General features: G+C 35.7%; 26 protein-coding genes and 2 tRNA genes. 20 read left to right on the forward strand and 8 right to left on the reverse strand.

Annotated features, from left to right (window positions below):
* Positions 1-37: 37 nt before the first annotated feature.
* The 6 genes from BMW63_RS18595 to pruA all read left to right on the forward strand — a co-directional run bounded on the left by BMW63_RS18595 (position 38) and on the right by pruA (position 4878).
* Entirely contained in the window at positions 38-295 is a 258-nt protein-coding gene (locus BMW63_RS18595; protein WP_317040258.1) for a GxxExxY protein, read from the forward strand.
* Positions 285-452, forward strand: a complete 168-nt coding sequence (locus tag BMW63_RS18600; RefSeq protein WP_317040259.1) for a GxxExxY protein — start codon at positions 285-287, stop codon at positions 450-452. Before BMW63_RS18595 ends, BMW63_RS18600 begins: the two co-directional genes overlap by 11 nt.
* A 50-nt stretch (positions 453-502) precedes the next feature.
* Positions 503-1273 (forward strand): class I SAM-dependent methyltransferase, encoded by a 771-nt coding sequence (locus BMW63_RS04385; protein WP_074721611.1) that lies wholly within the window; start codon positions 503-505, stop codon positions 1271-1273.
* An 82-nt stretch (positions 1274-1355) separates the two neighbouring features.
* Positions 1356-2612 carry a type IX secretion system plug protein gene (locus BMW63_RS04390; protein ID WP_074721613.1) on the forward strand — a complete coding sequence of 419 codons (1257 nt, stop codon included), beginning with the start codon at positions 1356-1358 and terminating at the stop codon, positions 2610-2612.
* A gap of 81 nt (positions 2613-2693) precedes the next feature.
* Entirely contained in the window at positions 2694-3080 is a 387-nt protein-coding gene (apaG, locus tag BMW63_RS04395) for a Co2+/Mg2+ efflux protein ApaG (RefSeq protein WP_074721615.1), read from the forward strand.
* 169 nt (positions 3081-3249) lie between these two features.
* Complete coding sequence (pruA, locus tag BMW63_RS04400; RefSeq protein WP_074721618.1) at positions 3250-4878, forward strand: L-glutamate gamma-semialdehyde dehydrogenase; 1629 nt, start codon at positions 3250-3252, stop codon at positions 4876-4878.
* A 110-nt stretch (positions 4879-4988) separates the two neighbouring features.
* On the opposite strand, the gene rsmG is transcribed toward pruA, so the two are convergent.
* On the reverse strand, positions 4989-5618 hold the full coding sequence (gene rsmG, locus BMW63_RS04405) for a 16S rRNA (guanine(527)-N(7))-methyltransferase RsmG (RefSeq protein ID WP_074721620.1): 630 nt from the start codon (positions 5616-5618) through the stop codon (positions 4989-4991).
* A 108-nt stretch (positions 5619-5726) separates the two neighbouring features.
* Between rsmG and BMW63_RS04410 the strand changes: the two genes are divergently transcribed.
* From BMW63_RS04410 to BMW63_RS04465, 12 genes are all read left to right on the forward strand, one after another.
* Positions 5727-6818, forward strand: coding sequence for a fatty acid desaturase family protein (locus BMW63_RS04410; protein ID WP_074721622.1), 1092 nt, complete (start codon positions 5727-5729; stop codon positions 6816-6818).
* Between the two features lie 91 nt (positions 6819-6909).
* Positions 6910-8097, forward strand: coding sequence for a pyridoxal phosphate-dependent aminotransferase (locus tag BMW63_RS04415; RefSeq protein ID WP_074721624.1), 1188 nt, complete (start codon positions 6910-6912; stop codon positions 8095-8097).
* 245 nt (positions 8098-8342) lie between these two features.
* On the forward strand, positions 8343-9503 hold the full coding sequence (gene purT / locus BMW63_RS04420; protein WP_074721626.1) for a formate-dependent phosphoribosylglycinamide formyltransferase: 1161 nt from the start codon (positions 8343-8345) through the stop codon (positions 9501-9503).
* Between the two features lie 2 nt (positions 9504-9505).
* On the forward strand, positions 9506-9841 hold the full coding sequence (locus BMW63_RS04425) for a DUF6370 family protein (RefSeq protein ID WP_074721628.1): 336 nt from the start codon (positions 9506-9508) through the stop codon (positions 9839-9841).
* Positions 9841-10416 carry a Crp/Fnr family transcriptional regulator gene (locus tag BMW63_RS04430; RefSeq protein WP_074721630.1) on the forward strand — a complete coding sequence of 192 codons (576 nt, stop codon included), beginning with the start codon at positions 9841-9843 and terminating at the stop codon, positions 10414-10416. The genes BMW63_RS04425 and BMW63_RS04430 overlap by 1 nt, the downstream gene beginning before the upstream one ends.
* 210 nt (positions 10417-10626) lie before the next feature.
* Positions 10627-11343 carry a pirin family protein gene (locus BMW63_RS04435; RefSeq protein ID WP_074721632.1) on the forward strand — a complete coding sequence of 239 codons (717 nt, stop codon included), beginning with the start codon at positions 10627-10629 and terminating at the stop codon, positions 11341-11343.
* A 13-nt stretch (positions 11344-11356) separates the two neighbouring features.
* Complete coding sequence (locus BMW63_RS04440; protein WP_139174187.1) at positions 11357-11641, forward strand: GNAT family N-acetyltransferase; 285 nt, start codon at positions 11357-11359, stop codon at positions 11639-11641.
* 35 nt (positions 11642-11676) lie between these two features.
* Positions 11677-12084 carry an OsmC family protein gene (locus BMW63_RS04445; RefSeq protein ID WP_074721634.1) on the forward strand — a complete coding sequence of 136 codons (408 nt, stop codon included), beginning with the start codon at positions 11677-11679 and terminating at the stop codon, positions 12082-12084.
* Positions 12085-12086: 2 nt separating this feature from the next.
* A complete protein-coding gene (locus BMW63_RS04450; protein WP_074721636.1) occupies positions 12087-12311 on the forward strand; it encodes a (4Fe-4S)-binding protein in 225 nt (74 codons plus the stop codon).
* Between the two features lie 2 nt (positions 12312-12313).
* Positions 12314-12841: an NADPH-dependent FMN reductase gene (locus tag BMW63_RS04455; RefSeq protein ID WP_074721638.1), complete on the forward strand. Its 528-nt coding sequence runs from the start codon at positions 12314-12316 to the stop codon at positions 12839-12841.
* A 300-nt stretch (positions 12842-13141) separates the two neighbouring features.
* Positions 13142-14017, forward strand: a complete 876-nt coding sequence (gene fabD / locus BMW63_RS04460; RefSeq protein ID WP_074721640.1) for an ACP S-malonyltransferase — start codon at positions 13142-13144, stop codon at positions 14015-14017.
* 139 nt (positions 14018-14156) lie between these two features.
* On the forward strand, positions 14157-14411 hold the full coding sequence (locus BMW63_RS04465) for a hypothetical protein (RefSeq protein WP_074721642.1): 255 nt from the start codon (positions 14157-14159) through the stop codon (positions 14409-14411).
* A gap of 42 nt (positions 14412-14453) precedes the next feature.
* Here the strand turns inward: BMW63_RS04465 and BMW63_RS04470 are convergent, their stop codons facing one another.
* The 3 genes from BMW63_RS04470 to BMW63_RS04480 form a co-directional block, all read right to left on the reverse strand.
* Positions 14454-15653 carry a glycerophosphodiester phosphodiesterase gene (locus BMW63_RS04470; protein ID WP_074721644.1) on the reverse strand — a complete coding sequence of 400 codons (1200 nt, stop codon included), beginning with the start codon at positions 15651-15653 and terminating at the stop codon, positions 14454-14456.
* A complete protein-coding gene (gene galE / locus BMW63_RS04475) occupies positions 15653-16672 on the reverse strand; it encodes a UDP-glucose 4-epimerase GalE (protein ID WP_074721646.1) in 1020 nt (339 codons plus the stop codon). Before galE ends, BMW63_RS04470 begins: the two co-directional genes overlap by 1 nt.
* A 140-nt stretch (positions 16673-16812) precedes the next feature.
* Positions 16813-17943, reverse strand: coding sequence for a DegT/DnrJ/EryC1/StrS family aminotransferase (locus tag BMW63_RS04480; protein WP_074721648.1), 1131 nt, complete (start codon positions 17941-17943; stop codon positions 16813-16815).
* A 221-nt stretch (positions 17944-18164) separates the two neighbouring features.
* On the opposite strand from BMW63_RS04480, the gene BMW63_RS04485 reads away from it, so the two are divergent.
* The gene (locus BMW63_RS04485) at positions 18165-19397 is read left to right on the forward strand and encodes a 3-deoxy-D-manno-octulosonic acid transferase (protein ID WP_074721650.1); all 1233 of its coding nucleotides are present in this window, start codon (positions 18165-18167) and stop codon (positions 19395-19397) included.
* A 473-nt stretch (positions 19398-19870) separates the two neighbouring features.
* Positions 19871-20062 (forward strand): hypothetical protein, encoded by a 192-nt coding sequence (locus BMW63_RS04490; RefSeq protein ID WP_074721652.1) that lies wholly within the window; start codon positions 19871-19873, stop codon positions 20060-20062.
* Positions 20063-20199: 137 nt separating this feature from the next.
* Here BMW63_RS04490 and BMW63_RS04495 read toward each other — a convergent pair whose 3' ends face one another.
* The 4 genes from BMW63_RS04495 to mutS all read right to left on the reverse strand — a co-directional run bounded on the left by BMW63_RS04495 (position 20200) and on the right by mutS (position 23687).
* Positions 20200-20547 carry a DUF1508 domain-containing protein gene (locus tag BMW63_RS04495; protein ID WP_074721654.1) on the reverse strand — a complete coding sequence of 116 codons (348 nt, stop codon included), beginning with the start codon at positions 20545-20547 and terminating at the stop codon, positions 20200-20202.
* Between the two features lie 181 nt (positions 20548-20728).
* Positions 20729-20814: transfer RNA gene (locus BMW63_RS04500), tRNA-Leu, on the reverse strand.
* Between the two features lie 14 nt (positions 20815-20828).
* A tRNA-Gly gene (locus BMW63_RS04505) sits at positions 20829-20901 on the reverse strand.
* Positions 20902-21050: 149 nt separating this feature from the next.
* The gene (gene mutS / locus BMW63_RS04510) at positions 21051-23687 is read right to left on the reverse strand and encodes a DNA mismatch repair protein MutS (RefSeq protein WP_074721656.1); all 2637 of its coding nucleotides are present in this window, start codon (positions 23685-23687) and stop codon (positions 21051-21053) included.
* Positions 23688-23702 lie beyond the last annotated feature (15 nt).

Below are 23702 nucleotides of genomic sequence, written 5' to 3' on the forward strand. Positions count from 1 at the left end.
GCAGCACTAAGATTCGCTAAGTTTTAAAAGTGATTTTATGGAAAATAGCCCTCTAGAATTAAGCGAAGAGTTAAATGCGCTTTCCTATAAAGTTATAGGATTAGCTATTGAAGTACATCGCACTTTAGGGCAAGGACTTTTAGAATCAGCTTATCAAGCGTGTTTGATTTATGAACTTCAAAAAGCCGGATTAAAGGTTGAAAAAGAAATACCACTTCCTATCAACTATAAACAAATCAAACTAGAACAAGGCTATCGAATCGACTTACTGCATAGAAGGCAAGTTGGTTATTGAATTAAAAACTGTTGAAGAATTTACTTCAGTTCATTTTGCACAAATACTCACATATTTAAAATTAGGCAATTATTCATTAGGGTTATTGATTAATTTTAATTCTAAAACATTAAAAAATAACATAAAACGATTCATTAATTCACAAAATAATTTTTAATTACTTTGTGAATTTCTGTGAATCCTTAGCGAATCTCTGTGTAACAACTTATGAAAAAACTGTTTAAATTAATACTCAATACCATCCCACGCCCATTGCTTATTCGTTTAAGTTATGTCGCTAGACCTGTTTTAGCTTTAGCTTTAAAAGGAGATAAATTTACCGATCCTATTGACGGAAAAAGTTTTAAAACGTTCTTGCCTTATGGCTACGGAACGCAAAGAAACAATGTACTATCACCAAGTACACTTTCTTTAGAAAGACATCGTTTACTTTGGCTGTTTCTAAATAACGAATCTGATTTTTTTACTTCCAATGTAAAAAAGAAAGTACTTCACTTCGCTCCTGAGCAGGCATTCTATAAATTATTTAGAACCCAGAAAAATCTGGATTACACGACCACTGATTTATTCTCTCCGTTAGCAGATGTAAAAGCAGATATTTGCGATTTACCATTTGAAGACAATCAGTACGACGTTATTTTGTGTAATCATGTTTTAGAGCACATCCCAGATGACACTAAAGCAATGCAAGAACTATATCGTGTTTTAAAACCTGGCGGAATGGCGATTTTACAAATTCCACAAGACCTATCAAGAGCGACTACTTTTTCTGATGACACCATTACGGATCAAAAAGAACGCGCTAAAATATTTGGACAATACGATCATGTTCGCATATATGGCCGTGATTATTTTGATAAACTAAGAAGCATCGGATTTAAAGTAATCGAAGAAGATTATACTAATAAAATTGCTCCAGAATTAGTCGAAAAGTACTGTTTGGCAAAAGGGGAAGTCATCCCTGTTTGTTTTAAATAGCACATTTAAAACTCGGCAAGTAATTGGCATAATAATGGTGTTGCATAATTCGTTATATTTACCATTCCGCAATTTAATAATTATGCTTCATTCCTTTTTTCGAAAAATAATACTGCTATTCATTATCACTTCAGCTTCTGCACAAGTAGAAAATGAAATTGCACCTCCATTTAACATCAAGACCGTTTCGTTTATTCAGAACAATCAAAATGTTGTTCCGATATTTCAATTAGGCAGCGGATTCCAATTGCAATTTGATGATTTATATGGAAATGAAGCAGATTATTATTACGAAATCATTCATTGTGACTACAACTGGAAACATTCTGAAATCCCTAAAAACGAATACTTGCAAGGTTTTGACAACCAAAGAATTCAGAATTACACCAACTCCTTTAATACGTTACAGATTTATTCGCATTATACCTTATCTATCCCAAATCAATTTACACAACAGCTACGTTTGAGTGGGAATTACATCCTGAAAATTTTAAACAACGATAAAGAAGTTGTGTTTACAAGAAAATTCATTTTGTATGAAGACTTGGTCACGGTTCCCATTCAAGTAAAACGAGCAAGAACGGTAAGCAATTTAGAATACAAACACAACCTAGATTTTTCTATAAAATCGAATACCATTACTTTTCAAAACCCTTTAAAAAATGTAAAAGTGGTATTGCTACAAAATGGAAAGTTCAATAGTGAAATAAAAAATATTCCACCGCAATACACTATTGGTAATGATTTAATATACAAATACGATACTGAAACTCAATACTGGGCAGGCAATGAATTTTTGTATTTTGAAAATAAAGATGTTAGAGCCGCCAATAATAACATATCACGAGTTGATTCAAGTACAGAAATCTATAATTCCTCTTTATACACAAATAATGCTCGTGCAAATTTCCCTTATTCCGTTTACGAAGATGTAAATGGTAATTTTGTCGTTCGCAATTTAAACGCTGCTAATAGTGCCATTGAAGCTGATTACGCTTGGGTTTATTTTAGCCTCTCTGCTCCTGCTTTTAATAACGACAACGAAATCTACATTAACGGGATGTTTAATAATTACAGTCTGACTCCTGAATTCAAGATGGATTATAATCCAAAAAAAGGGATTTATGAAAAAGCCCTTTTGATAAAACAAGGATTTACAAATTTTGAATACGTAGTTGTTGACCGTAAAGGAGCTATCGATAATGAAAACGCAATAGACGGCAATTTTTATCAAACTGAAAATGATTATTCAATTTTAGTCTACTATCGCGAAAATACAGATCGATATGACAGAGTAGTTGGAAAAGGAAACGCTAACTCCTTAAACATCATCAATTAAAAAAATAGTTCGAAAAGCCTCGATACAAAGTCAAAATTTTGTAAATTTGTTATCTAATAGACACTTAACTACTATTTTATAATGGTATCTCAAATAACAAGAGGAATAAAAATTTCGGTATTGACTAGTTTTGAAGGCACATACTTCAAGAACTATAAGATCCACTTTGCCTTTAGTTATCAGGTAACAATAGAGAACCATAGTAAAGATTCTGTTCAACTAACTTCTCGTCATTGGGAAATTTATGATTCTTTAAACAATATCGAAGTAGTTGATGGTGAAGGGATTATTGGAAAAAAACCAGTTTTAAAACCTGGTGAACTTCATACTTATAGTTCTGGATGTCTTTTATCTTCTCCTTATGGCGCTATGAAAGGTTATTTTAATATGATTAACTTCACGAGTACAAAAAACTTTAAAGTTTTTATACCCACATTTAAATTATGTGCTCCGTTTGCATTGAATTAATCTTTGCTCTGCTGAATATATTTCTCTTTCTTATCCTTTATTTACCATATTTTTAAATTATCCTTTGTACTTTTGTTGTGAAATAAATTATTCGTAATATTTCGAATAATATATTTATTCAATTGTCTAATCTTATCTGTAAACTAACAGATTAACAAATTACAATATCATGCTAAAAGGATTTTTTCACGTACCAAAAGCGGTAAACGAACCAGTAAAAGGGTATGCACCAAATTCACCTGAAAAAGCAGCCGTTCAAGCAGCTTATACTAAAATGTGGAATTCTAAAATTGACGTACCTCTATATATTGGAAGCGAAGAAATTAGAACTGGAAACACTAAAAACATGTCGGCACCACACGACCATAAACATATCGTAGGGACTTATCATCTTGCTGAAAAATCGCATGTTGAGAAAGCCATTGCAAATGCATTGGAATCTAGAACTGCATGGGCTAATATGGCTTGGGAACAACGCGCAGCTATTTTCTTAAAAGCAGCTGAATTGATCGCAGGGCCTTACAGAGCTAGAATAAATGCTGCAACAATGATTGCACAATCTAAAAATGTACACCAAGCAGAAATTGACGCTTCTTGTGAGCTAATTGATTTTTTACGTTTTAACGTAGAATTCATGACACAAATTTATGGTGATCAACCAACGTCTACTTCAGATATGTGGAACCGTTTAGAGTACAGACCTCTTGAAGGATTTGTATATGCGATCACTCCATTTAACTTTACAGCAATTGCTGCTAATCTTCCTGCAAGTGCAGCGATGATGGGTAACGTTGTAATTTGGAAACCAAGTGATAGCCAAGTATTCTCAGCACAAATTATTATTGAAGTATTCAAAGAAGCAGGTGTTCCTGATGGAGTTATCAATGTGGTTTTTGGAGATGCTCAAATGATTACTGACACTGTTTTGGCAAGTCGTGATTTTGCCGGATTGCACTTTACAGGATCAACTCATGTATTTAAAGATATCTGGGCTAAAATAGGAACAAACATCCATCACTATAAAACATACCCAAGAATCGTAGGAGAAACTGGAGGAAAAGATTTTATTATCGCTCACTCTAGCGCTAATCCAAAACAAGTTTCTACAGGAATTGTGCGTGGTGCTTTTGAATTTCAAGGTCAAAAATGTTCAGCAGCTTCAAGAGCTTACGTACCAAAAAGTATATGGCCAGCTGTAAAAGAGCAAATTATTACTGATGTAAAATCAATGAAAATGGGATCTCCTGAAGACTTTGGTAATTTTATTACTGCAGTGATTCACGAAGGTTCATTTGATAAACTAGTTAGTTTTATTGACCAAGCTAAAAAAGATACTGACGCTGAAATCATCGTTGGAGGAAACTACGACAAATCAGTAGGATACTTTATTGAGCCTACAGTTATCGTAACTACAAACCCTCATTACTCTACAATGGAAACTGAATTATTCGGACCAGTAATGACTATTTTTGTTTACGAAGATGCTAAATGGGAAGAAACATTAGAATTGCTTGACGCTACTTCACCATATGCATTAACAGGAGCTGTTTTCAGTCAAGATCGTTATGCTATTGAAGTAGCAACTGTAAAATTACAAAACGCCGCTGGTAACTTCTATATCAATGATAAACCAACAGGTGCTGTGGTAGGACAACAACCATTTGGTGGGGCAAGAGCTTCTGGAACGAATGACAAAGCAGGTTCACCATTGAACTTATTGCGTTGGGCTTCACCTAGAACTATTAAAGAAACTTTTGTAACTCCAGTTGATTACAGATACCCATTTTTGGGAGAATAGTTTTTTAAGTACCAAGTTAGTTTACGAAGTACGTCAAATATAAAAACCCACAAGATTCAAATTAGTTTGAAATCTTGTGGGTTTTTTCTATAAATAGGAATTCTAATTCCCTAACTCGTAAACTTCAACGGTACATGCACCACTTTTTTCGTTTCAAAGAATTCATCTTCGAAGAAATCAGCCAAATCATATTGTGTCGCTTTTGGAAAATCTTTCAACTCTTCCGTTAAATCACCTCCTTTTAAATATAGAATACCATTTCTTAGCTCGTGCTTGCTTTTCTTCTTGACTTTGTCTTTTATCCAAGACACAAAATCCGGCATATTAGTCACCGCGCGACTTACAATAAAATCAAAATCACCTTTCACTAATTCTGCTCTTAACTGATCTGCCTTAACATTTTCAAGTCCTAATCCATCAACTACAGCCTGAACTACTTTAATTTTTTTAGCAATGATATCGATCAGATGAAAACGCGTTTCTGGAAAAAGAATCGCCAATGGAATTCCAGGAAATCCACCACCAGTTCCCACGTCAAGAACATACGTACCTGGCACAAAATCTATGATTTTTGCAATCCCCAACGAATGCAAAATATGCTTTGTATATAAAGCGTCAATATCTTTTCTCGAAATAACATTTATTTTTTCGTTCCAATCGTGATATAAAAAGTCTAATTTTTTGAATTGCTCCTTTTGGACATCAGTCAAATTAGGAAAATACTTAAGAATCTCGTCCATCGTTCAAATTTTTTAACAAAAGTACTGTTTTTAACTCTGAAATATTTAACTCAATTTGGCATACTTAAAATTTATAATAATTATCTTTGGAACTTATTACATTTTTATATGACCAAAACACCTCCTACATTTGCAAAGCAAGATAAATTAAAGTTCTTTAGAACACTTAACTCTCGCGTAAACAATTACTTCAAGGAAAATAATATCAAGAAAACCGGAAACTGGAAACTCCATTTGAAAACCGTTATTTTGATAACCGTTTTTCTTGCGCCTTACTTTTTAATTCTAACTCTTGATATGCCTTTCTGGGCTCACCTTCTGCTGACAATCGTTATGGGTATAGGTATGGCTGGAGTAGGTATGAATGTAATGCATGATGGAAATCATGGTTCGTATTCTAATAAAAACTGGGTAAACAAATTCATGGGCGGTACCATATACATTCTTGCTGGAAACGTACATAACTGGCAAGTACAACATAATGTATTGCACCACACTTACACGAATATCCCTGGCCATGATGAAGATCTGGATGCTGGACGTATCATACGATTTACAAAAGATGCAAAATGGCATTCTTTCCATCGCTTTCAACAATATTATTCTGTGTTTTTATATGGTTTATTAACTTTCAATTGGGCTATCACAACCGATTTTAAGCAAATGAAAAACTACCTAAAAAGAAAATTATCCTACGGTGAAGCTAAAAGTCCAAAGATACTTTGGACGACTTTGATAATCACTAAAGTAATTTACGTTTCTATTTGGATCGTATTACCAATAGTTATTGGTATCGCTTGGTGGAAAGTATTAATCGGTTTCTTTATCATGCACTACACTGCAGGATTGATTCTGAGTATCGTATTTCAATTGGCACACGTTGTCGAAGAAACAGATAACCCATCTCCAAACGAATTAGGAGAAATGGGCAACACTTGGGCAATTCACCAACTATTTACCACGACTAATTTTGCTCCAAAAAACAAAATAGTAAACTGGTACACCGGTGGTTTGAATCACCAAATTGAACATCATATTTTTCCAAATATCAGCCATATACATTATGGTAATATTGCGAAAATCGTTAAGGAAACTGCAGCTGAATGTAATTTGCCTTATTACGAATACAAAACAATGCGAAGCGCCGTTATTGCTCATTTTAAACATTTGAAAGAATTAGGAATGAAACCGGCAATGTAAGAACACAGTTACAATGCATCAACACATAAACAACTAAATAATTAACCTCCCTTATTTTCTATTACAAATTAGGGCAATCAACACTTTTTTAATGAATCATTTACTTTCAGACAGAATCAACAACCTTGCTACATCACAAACATTAGCAATGGCAGCTTTGGCTAGAGAACTAAAAGCACAAGGGAAAGACATCATCAGCTTAAGTTTAGGAGAACCTGATTTCAATACTCCTGACTTTATCAAAGAAGCGGCTAAAAAAGCGATCGATGAAAATTACAGCACCTATTCTCCAGTAGATGGATATGTTGAATTAAAAGAAGCTATTTGCAGAAAATTCAAAAGAGATAATGATTTAGATTATAAACCATCACAAATTGTAGTTTCTACAGGAGCAAAACAATCTTTATACAACATTGCACAAGTAATGTTAAACGATGGTGACGAAGTGATTTTACCAGCTCCTTACTGGGTTTCTTATTTCGAAATCGTAAAACTTTCAGGTGGAGTTCCAGTTGAAGTTCCTACTTCTATTGACACTGATTTTAAAATCACGCCAGCACAATTAGAAGCAGCGATCACACCAAAAACAAAAATGATGTGGTTCAGTTCTCCTTGTAATCCAAGTGGTTCTGTTTACAACAGAGAAGAACTAACAGCATTAGCTAAAGTATTAGAAAAATATCCTAACATAATTGTGGTTGCAGATGAAATCTACGAACACATCAATTTCTCTGGAACTTTTTGCAGTATTGCATCTATCCCAGGAATGTTAGAAAAAACAATTACCGTAAACGGAGTTGCAAAAGCATTTGCAATGACAGGATGGAGAATTGGCTATATCGGAGCACCCGAATTTATCACTAAAGCGTGTACAAAAATCCAAGGTCAAGTAACTTCTGGTGCAAATAGTATTGCGCAACGTGCTACTATCACCGCCGTAGATGCTGACCCATCAGTATTAAACGAAATGGTTCAAGCTTTCCACAGCCGTAGAGATTTAGTAGTAGGATTAATCAAAGAAATTCCAGGAATGAAAATCAACGTTCCAGAAGGTGCATTTTATGTATTTCCTGACGTATCTTCTTTCTTCGGAAAAACGCTAAGAGGAACCTTAATTAAAGACGCTAACGATTTCTCAATGTATCTTTTAGGCGAAGCAAATGTAGCAACCGTAACTGGTGACGCTTTTGGAAATCCAAATTGCATCCGTTTCTCTTACGCAACTAGCGAAGACATCTTGAAAGAAGCTTTAAAAAGAATAAAAGAAGCGGTGGCTTAATTAACACACCCTTTCCATTTTTTAAAATAGTTTAAGGTTCAGAGTTTCATAACTTTGAATTTTAAACTATTTTTGTTTTTGGGCGTGACCACAAGGGTCGGGCTATACGTTGCAATCTTTTATTCATTCCGCTAGCGCTACATGATAAAAGGATTTCCACTACCATCCCTCACGCAAAAAACATCATATACATACAATCATATGTACGGACAGGTCATCTCTTGTCCCTACGAAAAACATAACAAATGAAAATACTCTTACTAGGCTCAGGCGAATTAGGGAAAGAATTTACAATTGCCGCACAACGCATTGGTCAAACTATAATTGCGGTAGACAGTTATGAAAATGCTCCGGCTATGCAAGTCGCTCACGGTTTTGAAGTGATCAACATGCTTGATGGAGAAGCTTTGGATCGCATTGTAGCCAAGCACAATCCTGATTTTATAGTGCCTGAAATAGAAGCTATTCGAACTGAACGTTTTTATGATTATGAAAAACAAGGCATTACTGTCGTTCCCTCTGCAAAAGCAGCAAACTTTACGATGAATAGAAAAGCAATCCGTGATTTGGCTGCCAAAGAATTAGGTCTAAAAACGGCCGCTTATCGATACGCCACCACTGCCGATGAATTACGAAAAGGAGTTGAAGCCGTGGGAATGCCTTGCGTAGTAAAACCATTAATGAGTTCGTCAGGAAAAGGACAATCAACCATAAAAACAGCAGCCGATATCGAGAAAGCATGGAATTATGCCGTAGAAGGTTCTCGCGGTGATGTCGTGGAAGTGATTGTAGAAGCCTTTGTCAAATTCAATTCGGAGATTACATTGTTGACCGTTGTTCAAAATAACAATCCTACTTTATTTTGTGCGCCTATTGGTCACCGACAAGAGCGAGGCGATTATCAGGAAAGCTGGCAACCTGCCCGAATTTCAGACAAAGAATTATACGAAGCACAAGACATGGCCGAAAAAGTGACCGAAGCCCTTGGCGGCGCCGGACTTTTCGGAGTCGAATTTTTCCTTGCTGATGATGGTGTTTATTTCTCAGAACTCTCCCCTCGCCCACATGATACCGGAATGGTAACTTTGGCTGGAACACAAAACTTTAACGAGTTTGAACTGCATTTGCGCGCCATCTTAAGTCTGCCTATATTTGAAATTACCTTAGAAAAAGCGGGGGCCAGTGCCGTAATTGCGGCTTTTGAAAACTCCGCAAATCCAAGTTTTTCGGGAATAGAAAAAATCGCGTCTCTCCCTAAAACCGATTTCAGAATCTTTGGTAAACCCACTTCAAGACCGTACCGAAGAATGGGAGTTGCATTAGTCAATGATACACTAGAAACGCCAATCGAAGAAATTGTAGAAAGAGCTAAAGCAGCTGCTGCCTTAATTAAAGTAAATTCGTAATCATGAAAAAAATAATTTTAGCAACATTTTTATTCGTTACAGCCATAGTAAGTGCGCAAGACAAAAAAGAACAATCAAAATCTCAAATAGTAGAGGCTGCCTGTGGACAATGCCAGTTTGCAATGGAAGGGTACGGTTGCGAATTAGCAGTACGCATAGACGGAAAATCGTATTTTGTAGATGGTACTAGCCTCGATTCTCATGGTGATGCTCATGCCAGCGATGGCTTTTGCGCCGCTATTAGAAAAGCAGCAGTTGTAGGTGAAATAAAAAACAATCGTTTTGTAGTTTCATCATTCAAATTACTTCCTGAGGAAAAGAAAACACCGCAGAAATAGTGTCACTAATCATTCAAAATATCACAAAACATATAACACTTACTCCAGAAGAACAACTATTGTTTCTATCTAAAACTGAAACGCATACTTTTAAAGCCAAAACTATTTTATTAAATTCCGGACAAATTTGCAAACATTCCTATTTCATTAATTCGGGGATCTTAAGAAGTTTTAATATCAATGATAATATCGTCGAATATGTTTTAAGTTTCGCCTGTGAAGGTTGGTGGATTGGTGACATGTACAGCTTAATTTCGCAAAAGCCAGGCAATCTTTTTATCGAAGTTTTAGAAGATGCCGAAATTGTTACACTTTCCAAAGAAAATCAAGAGTATCTCTATGCAGCGATACCAAAACTGGAACGTTTTTTTAGAATTCTAACCGAAAATTCCTTGGTTGCAAACCAAGAACGGCTTATGGATAATTTAAGTTTATCCGCAGAAGAACGCTTTGAAAAATTTCGCAGAAAATATCCTACGCTACTTCAAAAAATACCTCAAAAACAAATTGCTTCTTATATTGGTGTTACACCAGAATTTTTTAGTAAGATGAAATCGAAGTTACTCAGAAAGTAGTAGACAGTGATCAGTTTGAATTAGTGATTAGAATTGTCTCAACGATCAAAAATCCCGAAATAAATTACGATTTAAAAAATATGCACCAAACCAAACTGAATACTAAAAAACTATAAACTGATCACTGAGTACTTTCTTAATCTACATTAAGTGCCCTCTTCATTCAATGGTTGTAAATTTGCATTATAATAATCATTAAATAATTTCAACATGTCAACTACAGTTTTACATAAAGCAGATACAAGAGGACACGCAGATCACGGCTGGTTGAATGCGTATCATAGTTTTAGTTTTGCCAGCTGGTACAATCCAGAAAGAGTTCAATTTGGCGCTTTGCGCGTATTGAATGATGATACCGTTGCTGCCGGAATGGGTTTTGGTACGCATCCACATGATAACATGGAAATTATCACCATTCCGCTGGAAGGAGATTTGGCTCACAAAGACAGCATGGGAAATACGGAAATTATCAAAAATGGTGACGTACAAGTCATGAGTGCTGGAACTGGAGTAAAGCATAGCGAATTCAATCCAAACGAAGACCAAAGAACGAAATTGTTGCAAATTTGGGTTTTCCCAAATAAAAGAGACGTAGAACCGAGATACCAACAAGTCACTTTAAACCCCGAAGAAAGAAAAAACAAACTACAACAAATTCTTTCGCCAAACGCAGAAGATGAAGGCGTTTGGATTCATCAGGATGCTTGGTTTCATTTGGGTAAATTCGATAAAGGAGTAACAGCAACTTACGATTTAAAAAAAGAAGGCAATGGTGTTTATGCATTTATACTTTCTGGGAACCTAACGATTAACGGACAAGAATTAGAAACTAGAGATGGCTTCGGAATTTGGGATGTTACTGCTCTGGATATTGAAGCAACTTCAGATGCTGAGTTTTTATTAATGGAAATCCCAATGAAACACTAATAAAAATCCAATTATGGCTGAAACAATAGAATTAGAACACAATAATCAAAAGGGGACGTTTTATTTTAAAGTAGATAATAAAACCGAAGCAAAAATGACATTTGTCTTTGCGGGTGCAACTCAAATTATCATTGACCACACTGAAGTAAATCCGGGGAACAACGGCAAAGGTTTTGGAAAGAAAATGATTCTGAAAGCAGTTGAATTTGCCCGAGAAAATGGAATTACAATTCTGCCCTTATGTCCATTTGCGAAGAGCATTTTTGACAAAACCCCTGAATACAAAGACGTTTTGTAATCTAGCCCGAAAGACCTAATTTTAAAAATTAAAGTATGGAAAATGTATTAGAAAAAGATATTACGGGACACATAGGCACTCAAAAGTATTTGTGTACTATCACTTGGAGAAACGGCCAACTTATTATGGATGAACCAGAGAGTATTGAAGGAAAAGACCTTGGCCCAGATCCTTTTTCTACACTCCTAGCCTCTTTGGCGGCGTGTACGCTCTCTACTTTGAGAATGTATATTGATCGAAAAGGATGGGATATTCCTGAAATAAACATTTCTTTGAATTTTTACCAAGAAAGCGATCCTGAACTCACTACAACAATTTCGAGATCAATTAGTTTTCCAGCAGAAATTGAAGACGACATAAAGAAGCGATTATTAATTATTGCCGAAAAATGTCCGGTGTCAAAACTATTAAAAAATAATATTGTAATTAACACAATGCTATAATTATGGACGCTAAAGACATTAAAAAGGAATATACCAATGGTGAAGTTACCGTAATATGGCAATCTGCCAAATGCGTTCATTCAGGAAACTGTGTTCGCAACAATCCTGATGTGTTCCAACCCAAAGAAAAGCCTTGGATAAAAATTGATGCTTCTTCGACGGAAAAAATTATAGATACCGTAAATAAATGCCCTTCGGGTGCATTAACCTATTTTAAAAATAAATAAAAATGAAAAAAATTATCGCTTTTGGTGCTTCATCCAGTACAGACTCTATCAATAAACAATTAGCAACTTATGCTGCCGGACAATTTGAAAATGCGTCAGTAGAAGTTTTAGACTTGAATGATTATGAAATGCCAATTTTCTCAACAGACAAAGAAACAGCAACTGGAATTCCAACATTAGCCACTGATTTTTATGCTAAATTAGGAACTGCAGACTTACTTGTGATCTCTTTTGCTGAACATAACGGTGCCTATTCTACTGCTTTTAAAAATATATTTGACTGGATTTCGAGAATTCACGCTAAAACATTCCAAGAAAAACAAACCCTCATATTAGCCACATCACCAGGGCCAAGAGGAGGAAGTTCTGTTTTAGAAATTGCAAAAAATCGTTTTCCTTTTCAAGGTGCTGTAGTCAAAGGAAGCTTCTCGTTACCGAGCTTCAATGAAAATTTTGATGCAAAGAATGGAATCACTAATGTCGATTTAAACAATCAGTTATTAGAAATCATCAATTCCATCGAATTGTAATTGACAACTACATACCTAGGATTTATTCCAATTTTATAGACAAAAGTGTTGTTATAAGCACAACGCTTTTTTTATTTATTGAAAACCCTACTGTTTCTCTCTAGCCCTGATGGAAGTGAAAATCCTTTTTATCCTGTCTCGTTTTAAAACGAGACAGGATAAAAAGATTGTAGCGCACAGCAGGACGACTGTTGATTAGAAGAACAAAAGTTGCTGCTCCTAAAAAAAATAGTATTTTTGCAGACGGTTTTATTTCAATCATCAGATAAACTTGAAACCTTAAACTTTAAACAACTTTTTATGAAAGCATATGTATTTCCAGGTCAAGGCGCGCAATTCACAGGAATGGGTAAAGACTTATACGAAAGCTCTGCATTAGCAAAGGACTTATTTGAAAAAGCAAACGAAATATTAGGTTTCCGCATCACAGACATCATGTTTGAAGGTACTGCCGAAGAATTGAAAGAAACCAAAGTAACGCAACCAGCGGTATTTTTACATTCGGTGATTTTAGCTAAAACTTTAGGTGATGATTTCAAACCAGAAATGGTAGCGGGACATTCATTAGGAGAATTTTCGGCATTAGTTGCCAACGGTGCTTTATCGTTTGAAGACGGATTGAAATTAGTTTCGCAACGTGCTCTTGCAATGCAAAAAGCGTGCGAAATAACACCTTCCACAATGGCGGCCGTTTTAGGACTTGCTGACACTATTGTAGAAGAAGTTTGTGCTTCGATCGACGGTATTGTTGTGGCTGCAAACTACAACTGTCCTGGACAATTAGTGATTTCAGGAGAAACTACAGCTGTTGAAGCGGCTTGTGTTGCTATGAAGGAAGCGGGTGCAAAACGTGCTTTGTTATTACCGGTAGGTGGCGCATTTCACTCACCAATGATGGAGCCGGCAAGAGAAGAACTAGCAGCAGCTATTGAAGCAACTACTTTCTCTACTCCTATTTGCCCAGTATATCAAAATGTAACGGCAACTGCAGTATCCTCTCCAGAAGAGATTAAGAAAAACCTAATTATCCAATTGACAGCTCCTGTAAAATGGACACAATCTGTACAGCAAATGATTGCTGATGGTGCGACTTTGTTTACTGAAGTTGGCCCAGGAAAAGTATTAGCTGGATTGATTGGAAAAATTGACAGAGAAGCAGTCACTGCAAATGCATAATTAGTATTCAGTCGCAGTTTTTAGTATTCAGTTTCAAAGATAAAAATAATCCTCACAACGAAAATTTGTGGGGATTTTTCATTTATCTTTATACAAGGAATGAATACACTCCAATCAATAATTTATAAAATACACAAACATGAAAAAAACACTTTTAGGATTAGCAGTTGTTGCAACTTTAACATTAGTTTCTTGTAAGCAGGAAACTAAAGATCAAGTGGGTGAAGCTACTGATGCAATAGGAACAGAAATGGGTGACGCAGTAGACACAGCAGCCGTTAAAGTTGATGCAGCAGTGGACTCAACCAAAGTAAAAATGGGTGAATCTCTAAAAAAAGGCGCTGAAAAAATGAGTGCTGCAGGCGAAAAAATGAAAGAAGCTGCAGAAAATTAATATTCTTAGAATAGACTGTCAATTGGCAGTCTATTTTTTTAGCTAAAAGTTTCTATTTCTTGCTTTTACCGCTGTATCAGTAAAGTCAGAGAAAACTCCATCGATTCCTAATTTATAAAAAGCTTGGTATTCTAAAATTGGGTCATTATTGTAATCGCTGAGCAAACGGTGGCTTTCGTTTCTAAAAGTATAGGTATGTACTTGCAATCCTCTTTTATGCGCTTCTGATATTAAATTTGTAGGTGATAAAGCTGTTTTATCTGCGTCATCTACTTTTCCATCCTTATTGACATCGTCTGCCTTGCCATCCTTATCTGCATCCATTCCTTTGTACGGAATAATAAAGGGTTTCCATGGAGAAATTCCTGTTGCATAGGTTTTAGCAAAATCTAATCCCGCTGCTGTTCTAAAAAAACCAAAATCTCTTTTATCGCCTTTTAAATACCAATCATAAGGCATTCCGTCCGAAATAAATTCGCCTTCAGGAACGGTGAAAATCAAATCCCCGTTTAGCGCCGCATCATAACAACTCAATAACTGGATGGTTTTTACGGTAGATTTAGACCGAATGTATTGCAAGTTTGTAACCTCAAAAGATTGTACAAAAACAGGTGCCTCTTGATTATTCCAGCCAGCAGCTGTTAATTCTTCTAATAATTTATCGGTAATGTGTAAATTTTGCGCTTCATGAAAAGAAGGATGCTTTGTTTCGGGGTAAATCCCGATGGTGCGTCTTAGTTCTTCTGATTTTTGTTTTGCCAAAGCAATCACTTCTCCAAAAGTCACTATTGCATATTGGTTGTTGTATTGTTGCGGCCTTTCGGCGAAAGCCTGTTTTGCTCGCAACTGCTTTATTTCTACTAACGTAAAATCAGACACAAACCAATCTGTAACTGCTTTACCATCTAGATTTTTGGTTGTTTTTTTTGCCGCAAATTCAGGAATCTCAGAAACATTAGTCGTGCCAGACAACATAGGCTCATGCCGCACTACTAGAAAACCATCATTTGTCATCACCAAATCAGGTTCAATGAAATCAGCGCCCATTTTTATGGCGTTAGCGTAACTTTCAATCGTATGCTCAGGCAAATAGCCTGGCGTACCGCGGTGTCCAATAATTAGGGGTTGCTCACCACTTAAAGTACGCTGTTTTTGAGTTGTAGCTATTGTTCTATTCACATCATAACTTTTGCACGACACTATTAAAATCAGACTCAAAAACAGCACACTTTTCTTTATCATTATTTTGCTTTTCTAACTTTTTGCTCCCATTTCCAGGCACTCGCTATAGCTTCTTCAAGTGTAGATTGCGCTTTCCAACCTAAAACCGTATTGGCTTTATATGTATTAGCATAAGCCGAAGTAACATCTCCTTCTCTGCGCGTTACAATTTTATAAGGTAATTTTTGTTCGCTTACTTTTTCAAAAGCTTTAATCACTTCCAATACTGAACTTCCTGTTCCTGTACCTAAGTTGAACGTTTCCACTTTAGCAACATTCTTTTTATTTAACAATCTTTGCAAAGCGATGACATGGGCTTTCGCCAAATCAACTACGTGAATATAATCCCGTACTGCTGTTCCGTCAGGCGTACGATAATCATCTCCGTAAACTGAAAGTTCTTTTCGCAATCCAAAACCAGTTTGCGTAATAAACGGAACCAAGTTTTGAGGTACGCCAATAGGCAATTCACCAATTTCGGCTGAAGGATGCGCTCCTATCGGGTTGAAATAACGCAATAAAATAGCGTTTATATTAGATACTTTAGCAACGTCAGTAATGATTTCCTCCCCTATTTGCTTGGTATTTCCATAAGGGGACATCGCAATTTGAATCGATGCATCTTCAGTAATCGGCATTTTTTCGGCTTGACCATAAACAGTGCAGGAAGAACTAAAAATAAAGTTAGCTTCTGTCATTTTCTGCAACTCTTTCAGCACATAGACCAAGGCATTGATATTGTTTTCATAATACAACAACGGATTCTCAACACTTTCACCTACCGCTTTAGAAGCTGCAAAATGGATTACGCCTGAAATATCGTGGTGTCTTTTGAAAAAATCCTGTACTTTATCTTTATCCCGTAAATCCAGTTTCTCGAATGCAGGAATTTTTCCCGTAATAGCATCGATACCGTCTAATACTTTTAATGACGTATTAGAAAGATCGTCTACAATTATCACCTCAAAGCCTTCGTTTTGCAATTCGACAACCGTGTGAGATCCTATAAAACCTAAACCTCCTGTTACTAGTATTTTCATTTTAATTTTTTATTAATCGGACTCGTTTTTATAGCCCTGATTGAAACGGCATCCTTTTTATCCTGAACTTGTTTCCAGATTCTGAAACAAGTTCAGTATAAAAAGATATAGTGGAAAGCAGGAAATAGCTCCTGGAAAAATTATTTAAAAAACTCTAAAACGCTATCCGTTATAAATTTTATTTGTTCATCATCCAATTCTGTATGCATAGGAAGCGAAATCACTTCTTTTACCAACTGATTTGTTACTGGAAAATCCTCCTCTTTGTATCTGGTATCCAAATATGCTTTTTGTGAGTGTAACGGAATTGGGTAATAAATCGCACATGGAATATCTTTACTCAACAGGTGTTTCATCAAACCATCTCTGTCTGCATCTAAAATACGCAAGGTATATTGATGAAAGACATGGCAGTCGCAGATGTCACAAATAGTTGGCGCTACGATATTTTTATGTCCTTCAAATGCTGCTGAATATTTGCGTGCTGCATCCTGTCTGGCTTTGCCATATTGATCCAACAAAGGTAATTTAGCGTTCAAAACTGCTGCTTGAATACTATCCAAACGAGAGTTTACTCCTACCACATCATGATGGTAGCGCTCATACATTCCGTGATTTACAATTCCGCGAAGTTTGTGAGCCAATGCATCATCATTAGTAAAAATGGCTCCACCATCTCCATAACATCCTAAATTTTTAGAAGGAAAAAAGGAAGTTGACCCTACATGACCAATAGTCCCGGCTTTCTTTTTGGTTCCATCAGAAAATTTACAATTGGCTCCAATGGCTTGCGCATTATCTTCGATTACATATAAATTATACTCTTTGGCAATTGCCATAATCGCCTCCATATTAGCCGCACGACCAAATAAGTGAACGGGGACGATTGCTTTTGTTTTTGGTGTAATTGCTTTCCTAATTGCATCAATGGAAATATTCATATTGTACAGATCTACATCGACCAAAACGGGAGTCAATTGCAATAAAGCAATTACCTCAACTGTTGCAGCAAAAGTAAAATCAGCAGTAATTACTTCGTCGCCTGGTTTTAAATCTAATCCCATCATCGCAATTTGCAAGGCATCCGTTCCGTTTGCACAAGGAATCACATGCTTAACATCAAGATACTCTTCTAAAGATTTTTGGAATTGGTGAACCTTTGGCCCATTGATATACGTATTGGTATCTAAAACTTCTTGAATTGAAACATTAACCGTTTCTTTTATTTTTTCGTATTGACTTTTTAGGTCAACCATTTGGATTTTTTTCATTTATATTTAATTTAAACCAATTAACCTACTTGTTCAAAAAAGATACAAAACACGCAAAAGAGGCAGATTGCTGTTTTACGATTCAGTTGTAGCGCTTTTAAAAATCGAAGTAATTTTTTTAGACTTTATTAAAACTCTTACTTGCAAAAATATGAATTTAAGCACTAAGATTTAAATGATAAACAAAAGAAACTGTATTTTAGCGAAATAAAAATTCCGGTATGTATTTTCTTTATAACATAGTAATTCAAATTACTGGTTCATTACTCAACTTCATTGCGCTGTTCAATTCAAAAATCAAGCTTTTTGTCGATGGTCGAAAAATTGTTTTCACCACTTTAGAACAAAAAATAAAGTCTTCAGATAAAACGATTTGGTTTCACGCCGCTTCATTAGGGGAATACGAGCAAGGTTTACCTGTAATAGAGAAAATCAAAGAAGAATATCCGCTGCACAAAATAGTAATCACTTTTTTCTCACCGTCTGGATATGAAGTCCGCAAAAACAACACCGCTGCAGACGCGACAGTGTATTTACCGTTAGACACCAAAAAAAATGCAAAACGATTCCTAGAACTAGTCCATCCTGATATGGTATTTTTTATCAAGTATGAATTCTGGTTGAATTATTTAAATGAACTGAGTAAACTAAACACACCTACCTATTTAATCTCTGGGATTTTTAGAGAAAAACAAATGTTCTTTAAATGGTACGGAGGCTTTTACAGAAAAGCATTAGATACTTTCAGCTACTTTTTTGTTCAAAATGAAGGCTCCAAAAAATTACTACAGCAGTTAGGAAAAACGAATGTGGCCGTTTCTGGTGACACCCGTTTTGACCGCGTTGCTGCTATTTTAGAGAAAGACAATGATTTAGATTATATTTCCCAATTCAAAAATAACACCCTAACCATTGTTGTAGGGAGTTCTTGGCCCAAAGACGAAGCCCTATTGTTGGACTTTATAAATACCAATACATTAAAGGCGAAATTTATTATCGCTCCTCACAACATCAAGGGCGACCAAATTGAACAGTTAAAAAACAGCATCACAAAAAAAACAGTCTTGTTCTCAGAAAAACAGCATAAAAATCTGGCTGATTATGATGTTTTTATCATTGACACCGTTGGTATCCTTACCAAAATATATAGTTATGCCGATATCGCGTATGTAGGCGGCGGATTCGGGAATCCTGGCGTCCACAACTTACTGGAACCGGCTACTTTTGGAGTTCCAATCGTAATTGGTCCAAATTATTCTCATTTTGCAGAAGCAACTGCTTTGGTCAATATGGGAGGATGCATCTCTGTTTCCGAAAAAACAGAATTAATTGCCGCTTTTAAAGATTTAATTGTAGATGCCAACTTCCGCAGCGAAAAAGGTCATATCTGCAGCACTTTTGTTCAGATGAATAAAGGGGCAACAAATATCATCATGAAAAATATTGCTCAATAGCTTTCAAATGCCCCCTATTCTTAATTAAATAAACGATTATTAGGAGCTTAATTTTCTTACAATTCGAGACGAGTAGTTACTCTTTTTGTGAGAGCAATAATTTTAACCATTCAACATTGAAAAATTACCATTTCTAAAATGAAAACAATCTATTAAAAAAGACACACCGGACTAATACCACTTTGTTCACTAGTAATATAATTTACTAACAATCAAATAATTAAAAAAACAAATACTTTTCAATCCTAAGAAAAAGCCTTTTATTAAATGAAAAAACAAATCGCTAAAAAAATAATATCATAATTGAAAATAACTTAACATATGGTCCTTATCACTCAGTACTACGACTGTGAAAATGACCCCTCCAAAAAAAAAGTGAAAAAAAAGTAAAAAAAAAACGAAAATATATTTTACATATCAAATATTTTATATCTTTGCGACGAATTAATAATTAACCTTTATATTAAATTAAGATGAAAAAAGTATTTTTAAGTTTAGCTGTTGTTGCTGTTTTAACTGTTGTATCTTGTAAAAAATCTGACGCTGCTGCTGAAGAAACTGTTGCTGTTGACACTACTGCTGTAGCTGTTGATTCAGTAGCTGTTGATACTACTGCATTAGCTGTTGATTCTGCTGCTGTTGTTACAGAAACTCCTGCTGAGTAATTTTAAATTACATCAAAAAAATCAAAGCCATCCGCGTAAGCGAGATGGCTTTTTTCATTTTTGATAATTTCTAAAAAAAGGTCTTTGAATTAATTAATTCAAAGACCTTTTTTTATCACGCTATTAAAACATCATAGTCAATCTTCAAAAAGAAAATTATTATTCGAAAAATCTAATATCTCTGCTTTTGAGCCATATTTAGTGATTTCAAGAATCCCTTTTTGAACCATCAACTCCGTACTATATTTTCTACTTGTCGCTACCACCTCATTTTCGACCACTACCCTAAAGAAAAACTTCCCCTTAGTGGTTTTAAACTTTACGTAAGAACACGTCTCTAAAACCGATCGTATATGCTCTACCGCTGCTTCACAATCCATACGTAGCTCATATGCATTACTCGTGAAAATTGTCTTTCCCTTTCTGGAAGTAAATTCAAACTTATAATCACCACTAAATCTTTTACTAATTACAAAAGTCGCCATAAATAATTATTAAAATAACAAACACCATCAGAGTTAAAGACTAGCTAGACTTCCCTTTGCAAAAAAACTAATCACAGAAAAATCAATTTCTCTAAAATACAATCTTAAATTAACGCCACCCTAAAGAAAGTTCAGTTTTAGACAAAAAAAAAGCTCCAAACATAGTTTGAAGCTTTCTTAGTACTCAGAGCGGGACTTGAACCCGCACGAACATTGCTGTTCACTGGATTTTAAGTCCAGCGTGTCTACCAATTTCACCATCCGAGCATTATATGGTGTCGAGCGAAAAACGGGGCTCGAACCCGCGACCTCGACCTTGGCAAGGTCGCGCTCTACCAACTGAGCTATTTTCGCATTTTCAATCCTTAAAAAGAACCGCGATACTTGTTCTGTATTGCGAGTGCAAATTTAAGACATTTATTGAATTACACAAGCCTTTTTTACAAAAAAATTCAATAAAAAAGCTAACCTTTTGATAACCTAAACTTTAAAAACAGAAAAAATTACTTTCGAGTCAACATTCTCTTTATTTCATTAAGCTTCATCAGTGCTTCTACGGGAGTTATTGTATTTATATCTAAATTTAGTATTTCTTCTTTGATTTCTTCCAGTAACGGATCGTCTAAATTAAAGAAACTCATCTGCATTCGCTCCGCCTGTTCGCCTTTCAGGCTCGAGCCGTCTTTTTCAGATTTGATTCCGTTTAACATATCGCTAGAATGATTCTTCTCTAATTTTTTCAAGAGCTTTTGCGCTTTCAAAATCACGATTTGTGGCATCCCGGCCATTTTTGCTACATGAATTCCGAAGCTGTGAGCACTTCCTCCTTTTACCAGTTTTCTAATAAAAAGAACAGTGTCCTTTAACTCCTTTACCGCTACATTATAATTCTGGATCCTAGGTAATGATTCACTCATCTCATTTAATTCATGGTAATGCGTTGCAAATAGGGTTTTAGGTTTTGATGGATGCTCATGCAAGAACTCCGCAATTGCCCAAGCAATGGATATTCCATCGTAAGTACTAGTCCCTCTTCCTATCTCGTCTAACAATACTAAACTCCTATCTGAAATATTATTCAAGATAGAAGCTGTTTCATTCATTTCGACCATAAAGGTAGACTCTCCCATCGAAATATTATCACTGGCTCCTACTCTAGTAAAAATTTTATCAACTACTCCCATTCTAACACTCTCCGCAGGAACAAAGCTCCCCATTTGAGCCAAGAGTACAATTAAAGCCGTTTGTCGTAAAATAGCTGACTTCCCAGACATATTGGGTCCAGTAATCATAATCAGTTGCTGTGTTTCTCTGTCTAAAAAAACATCATTGGCAATATAAGGCATTCCTACTGCTAGTTGTTTTTCAATAACCGGATGCCTTCCGTTCTGTATTTCCAGTTCGAACGTTTCATCTAGTTCAGGGCAGACGTATCTATTCTCGATTGCCAGCTGGGTAAAAGAACACAAACAATCCAACTGCGCCACTAAATTAGCATTTAGCTGAACCGGTTTAATATAAGTTGCAATCCAAGCAACTAATTGCTCAAACAACTCTGCTTCTATTTTTTGTATTTTCTCCTCAGCACCTAGAATCTTAGTTTCATATTCCTTTAACTCCTCGGTAATATAGCGCTCCGCATTCACTAAGGTTTGTTTTCGGATCCAGTCCGCAGGAACTTTATCTTTATGCAAGTTTCTAACTTCAATATAGTACCCAAAAACATTATTAAAGGAAATTTTTAAAGAAGAAATCCCTGTCAATTGAGACTCTCGCTTTTCGATTCCATCCAAGAATTCTTTCCCAGACGTTGAAATAGCACGCAAATCATCTAATTCAGCATTAACACCCTTTGCAATGGCATTCCCTTTAACAATAGCAACTGGCGCATCTTGATTTAAGGTAGTTTTGATTTTTTCTCTCAATAAATCGCAGCTATGCAAACTATCACCAATAATCTTCACTGCCTCTTGCGGACTTTCTAACGCCAATGTTTTTATGGGAATAATAGCGTCTAATGACTCTTTCAGATAAACCACTTCGCGTGGCGACACTTTTCCGGCTGCTATTTTGGAAATAAGCCGCTCTAAGTCAGAAATTTGCTTAATTTGATATTGCATTTTTTGCAACACTTCTTGATTTTCTTGTAAATAAGAAACAACCTGATGGCGGCTTCGTATTTTGTTGCTGTCTTTTAAAGGCAATGCAAGCCAGCGTTTCAGTAAACGACCACCCATTGGCGAAAGCGTTTTATCGATCACATCCAGCAGCGTAACTGCATTTGGATTATAACTGTGGTACAATTCAAGATTCCGAATCGTAAATCGATCCATCCATACATAAGCGTCTTCTGCTATTCGTTGAATCGCTGTGATATGTTGGACTCTATTGTGTTGTGTTTCGGACAGATAATATAAAATAGCTCCTGATGCTATAATTCCTTCTTTCAAATCAGCAATACCAAATCCCTTTAAAGAGACTGTTTGAAAATGCTTAGTTAGGATTTCGAGTGCGTAATCTTCTTTATAAATCCAGTCTTCTAAATAGAAGCAATGATAGTCGTGTCCGAAGTTTTCTTTGAAATCATTTTTATTGTTTTTCTGAATCAAAACCTCGCTAGGGCTAAAGTTTTGCAATAACTTGTCTATGTATTCCGCATTTCCCTGAGCAGTAAGAAACTCACCGGTTGAAACGTCTAAAAAAGAAATCCCGATTGATTTATTAGCAAAAAAAACGGAAGCTAAAAAATTATTTGTCTTTGATTGTAAAACCTCATCATTCATAGAAACTCCCGGCGTCACAAGCTCAGTCACTCCTCTTTTTACAATTGTTTTAGTCATTTTAGGATCTTCGAGCTGGTCACAAATTGCAACACGAAGTCCTGCTTTTACTAATTTTGGCAGATAAGTATTTATCGAATGATGTGGAAAACCAGCTAAGGCGGTCTCAGTAGCCGAACCTGCACCGCGTTTTGTAAGCGTTATCCCCAATATTTTTGAAGCCCTCACGGCATCGTCTCCAAATGTCTCGTAAAAATCACCCACTCTGAACAACAAACAAGCATCAGGATACTTCCTTTTGATTTCATTATACTGCTTCATTAATGGTGTTTCCTTAACCTCTTTATCTTTAGATGCCAACTTATATTGTGTTTA

Origin of the sequence: Flavobacterium frigoris, assembly GCF_900111075.1 — a bacterium.
Lineage (GTDB): Bacteria > Bacteroidota > Bacteroidia > Flavobacteriales > Flavobacteriaceae > Flavobacterium > Flavobacterium frigoris.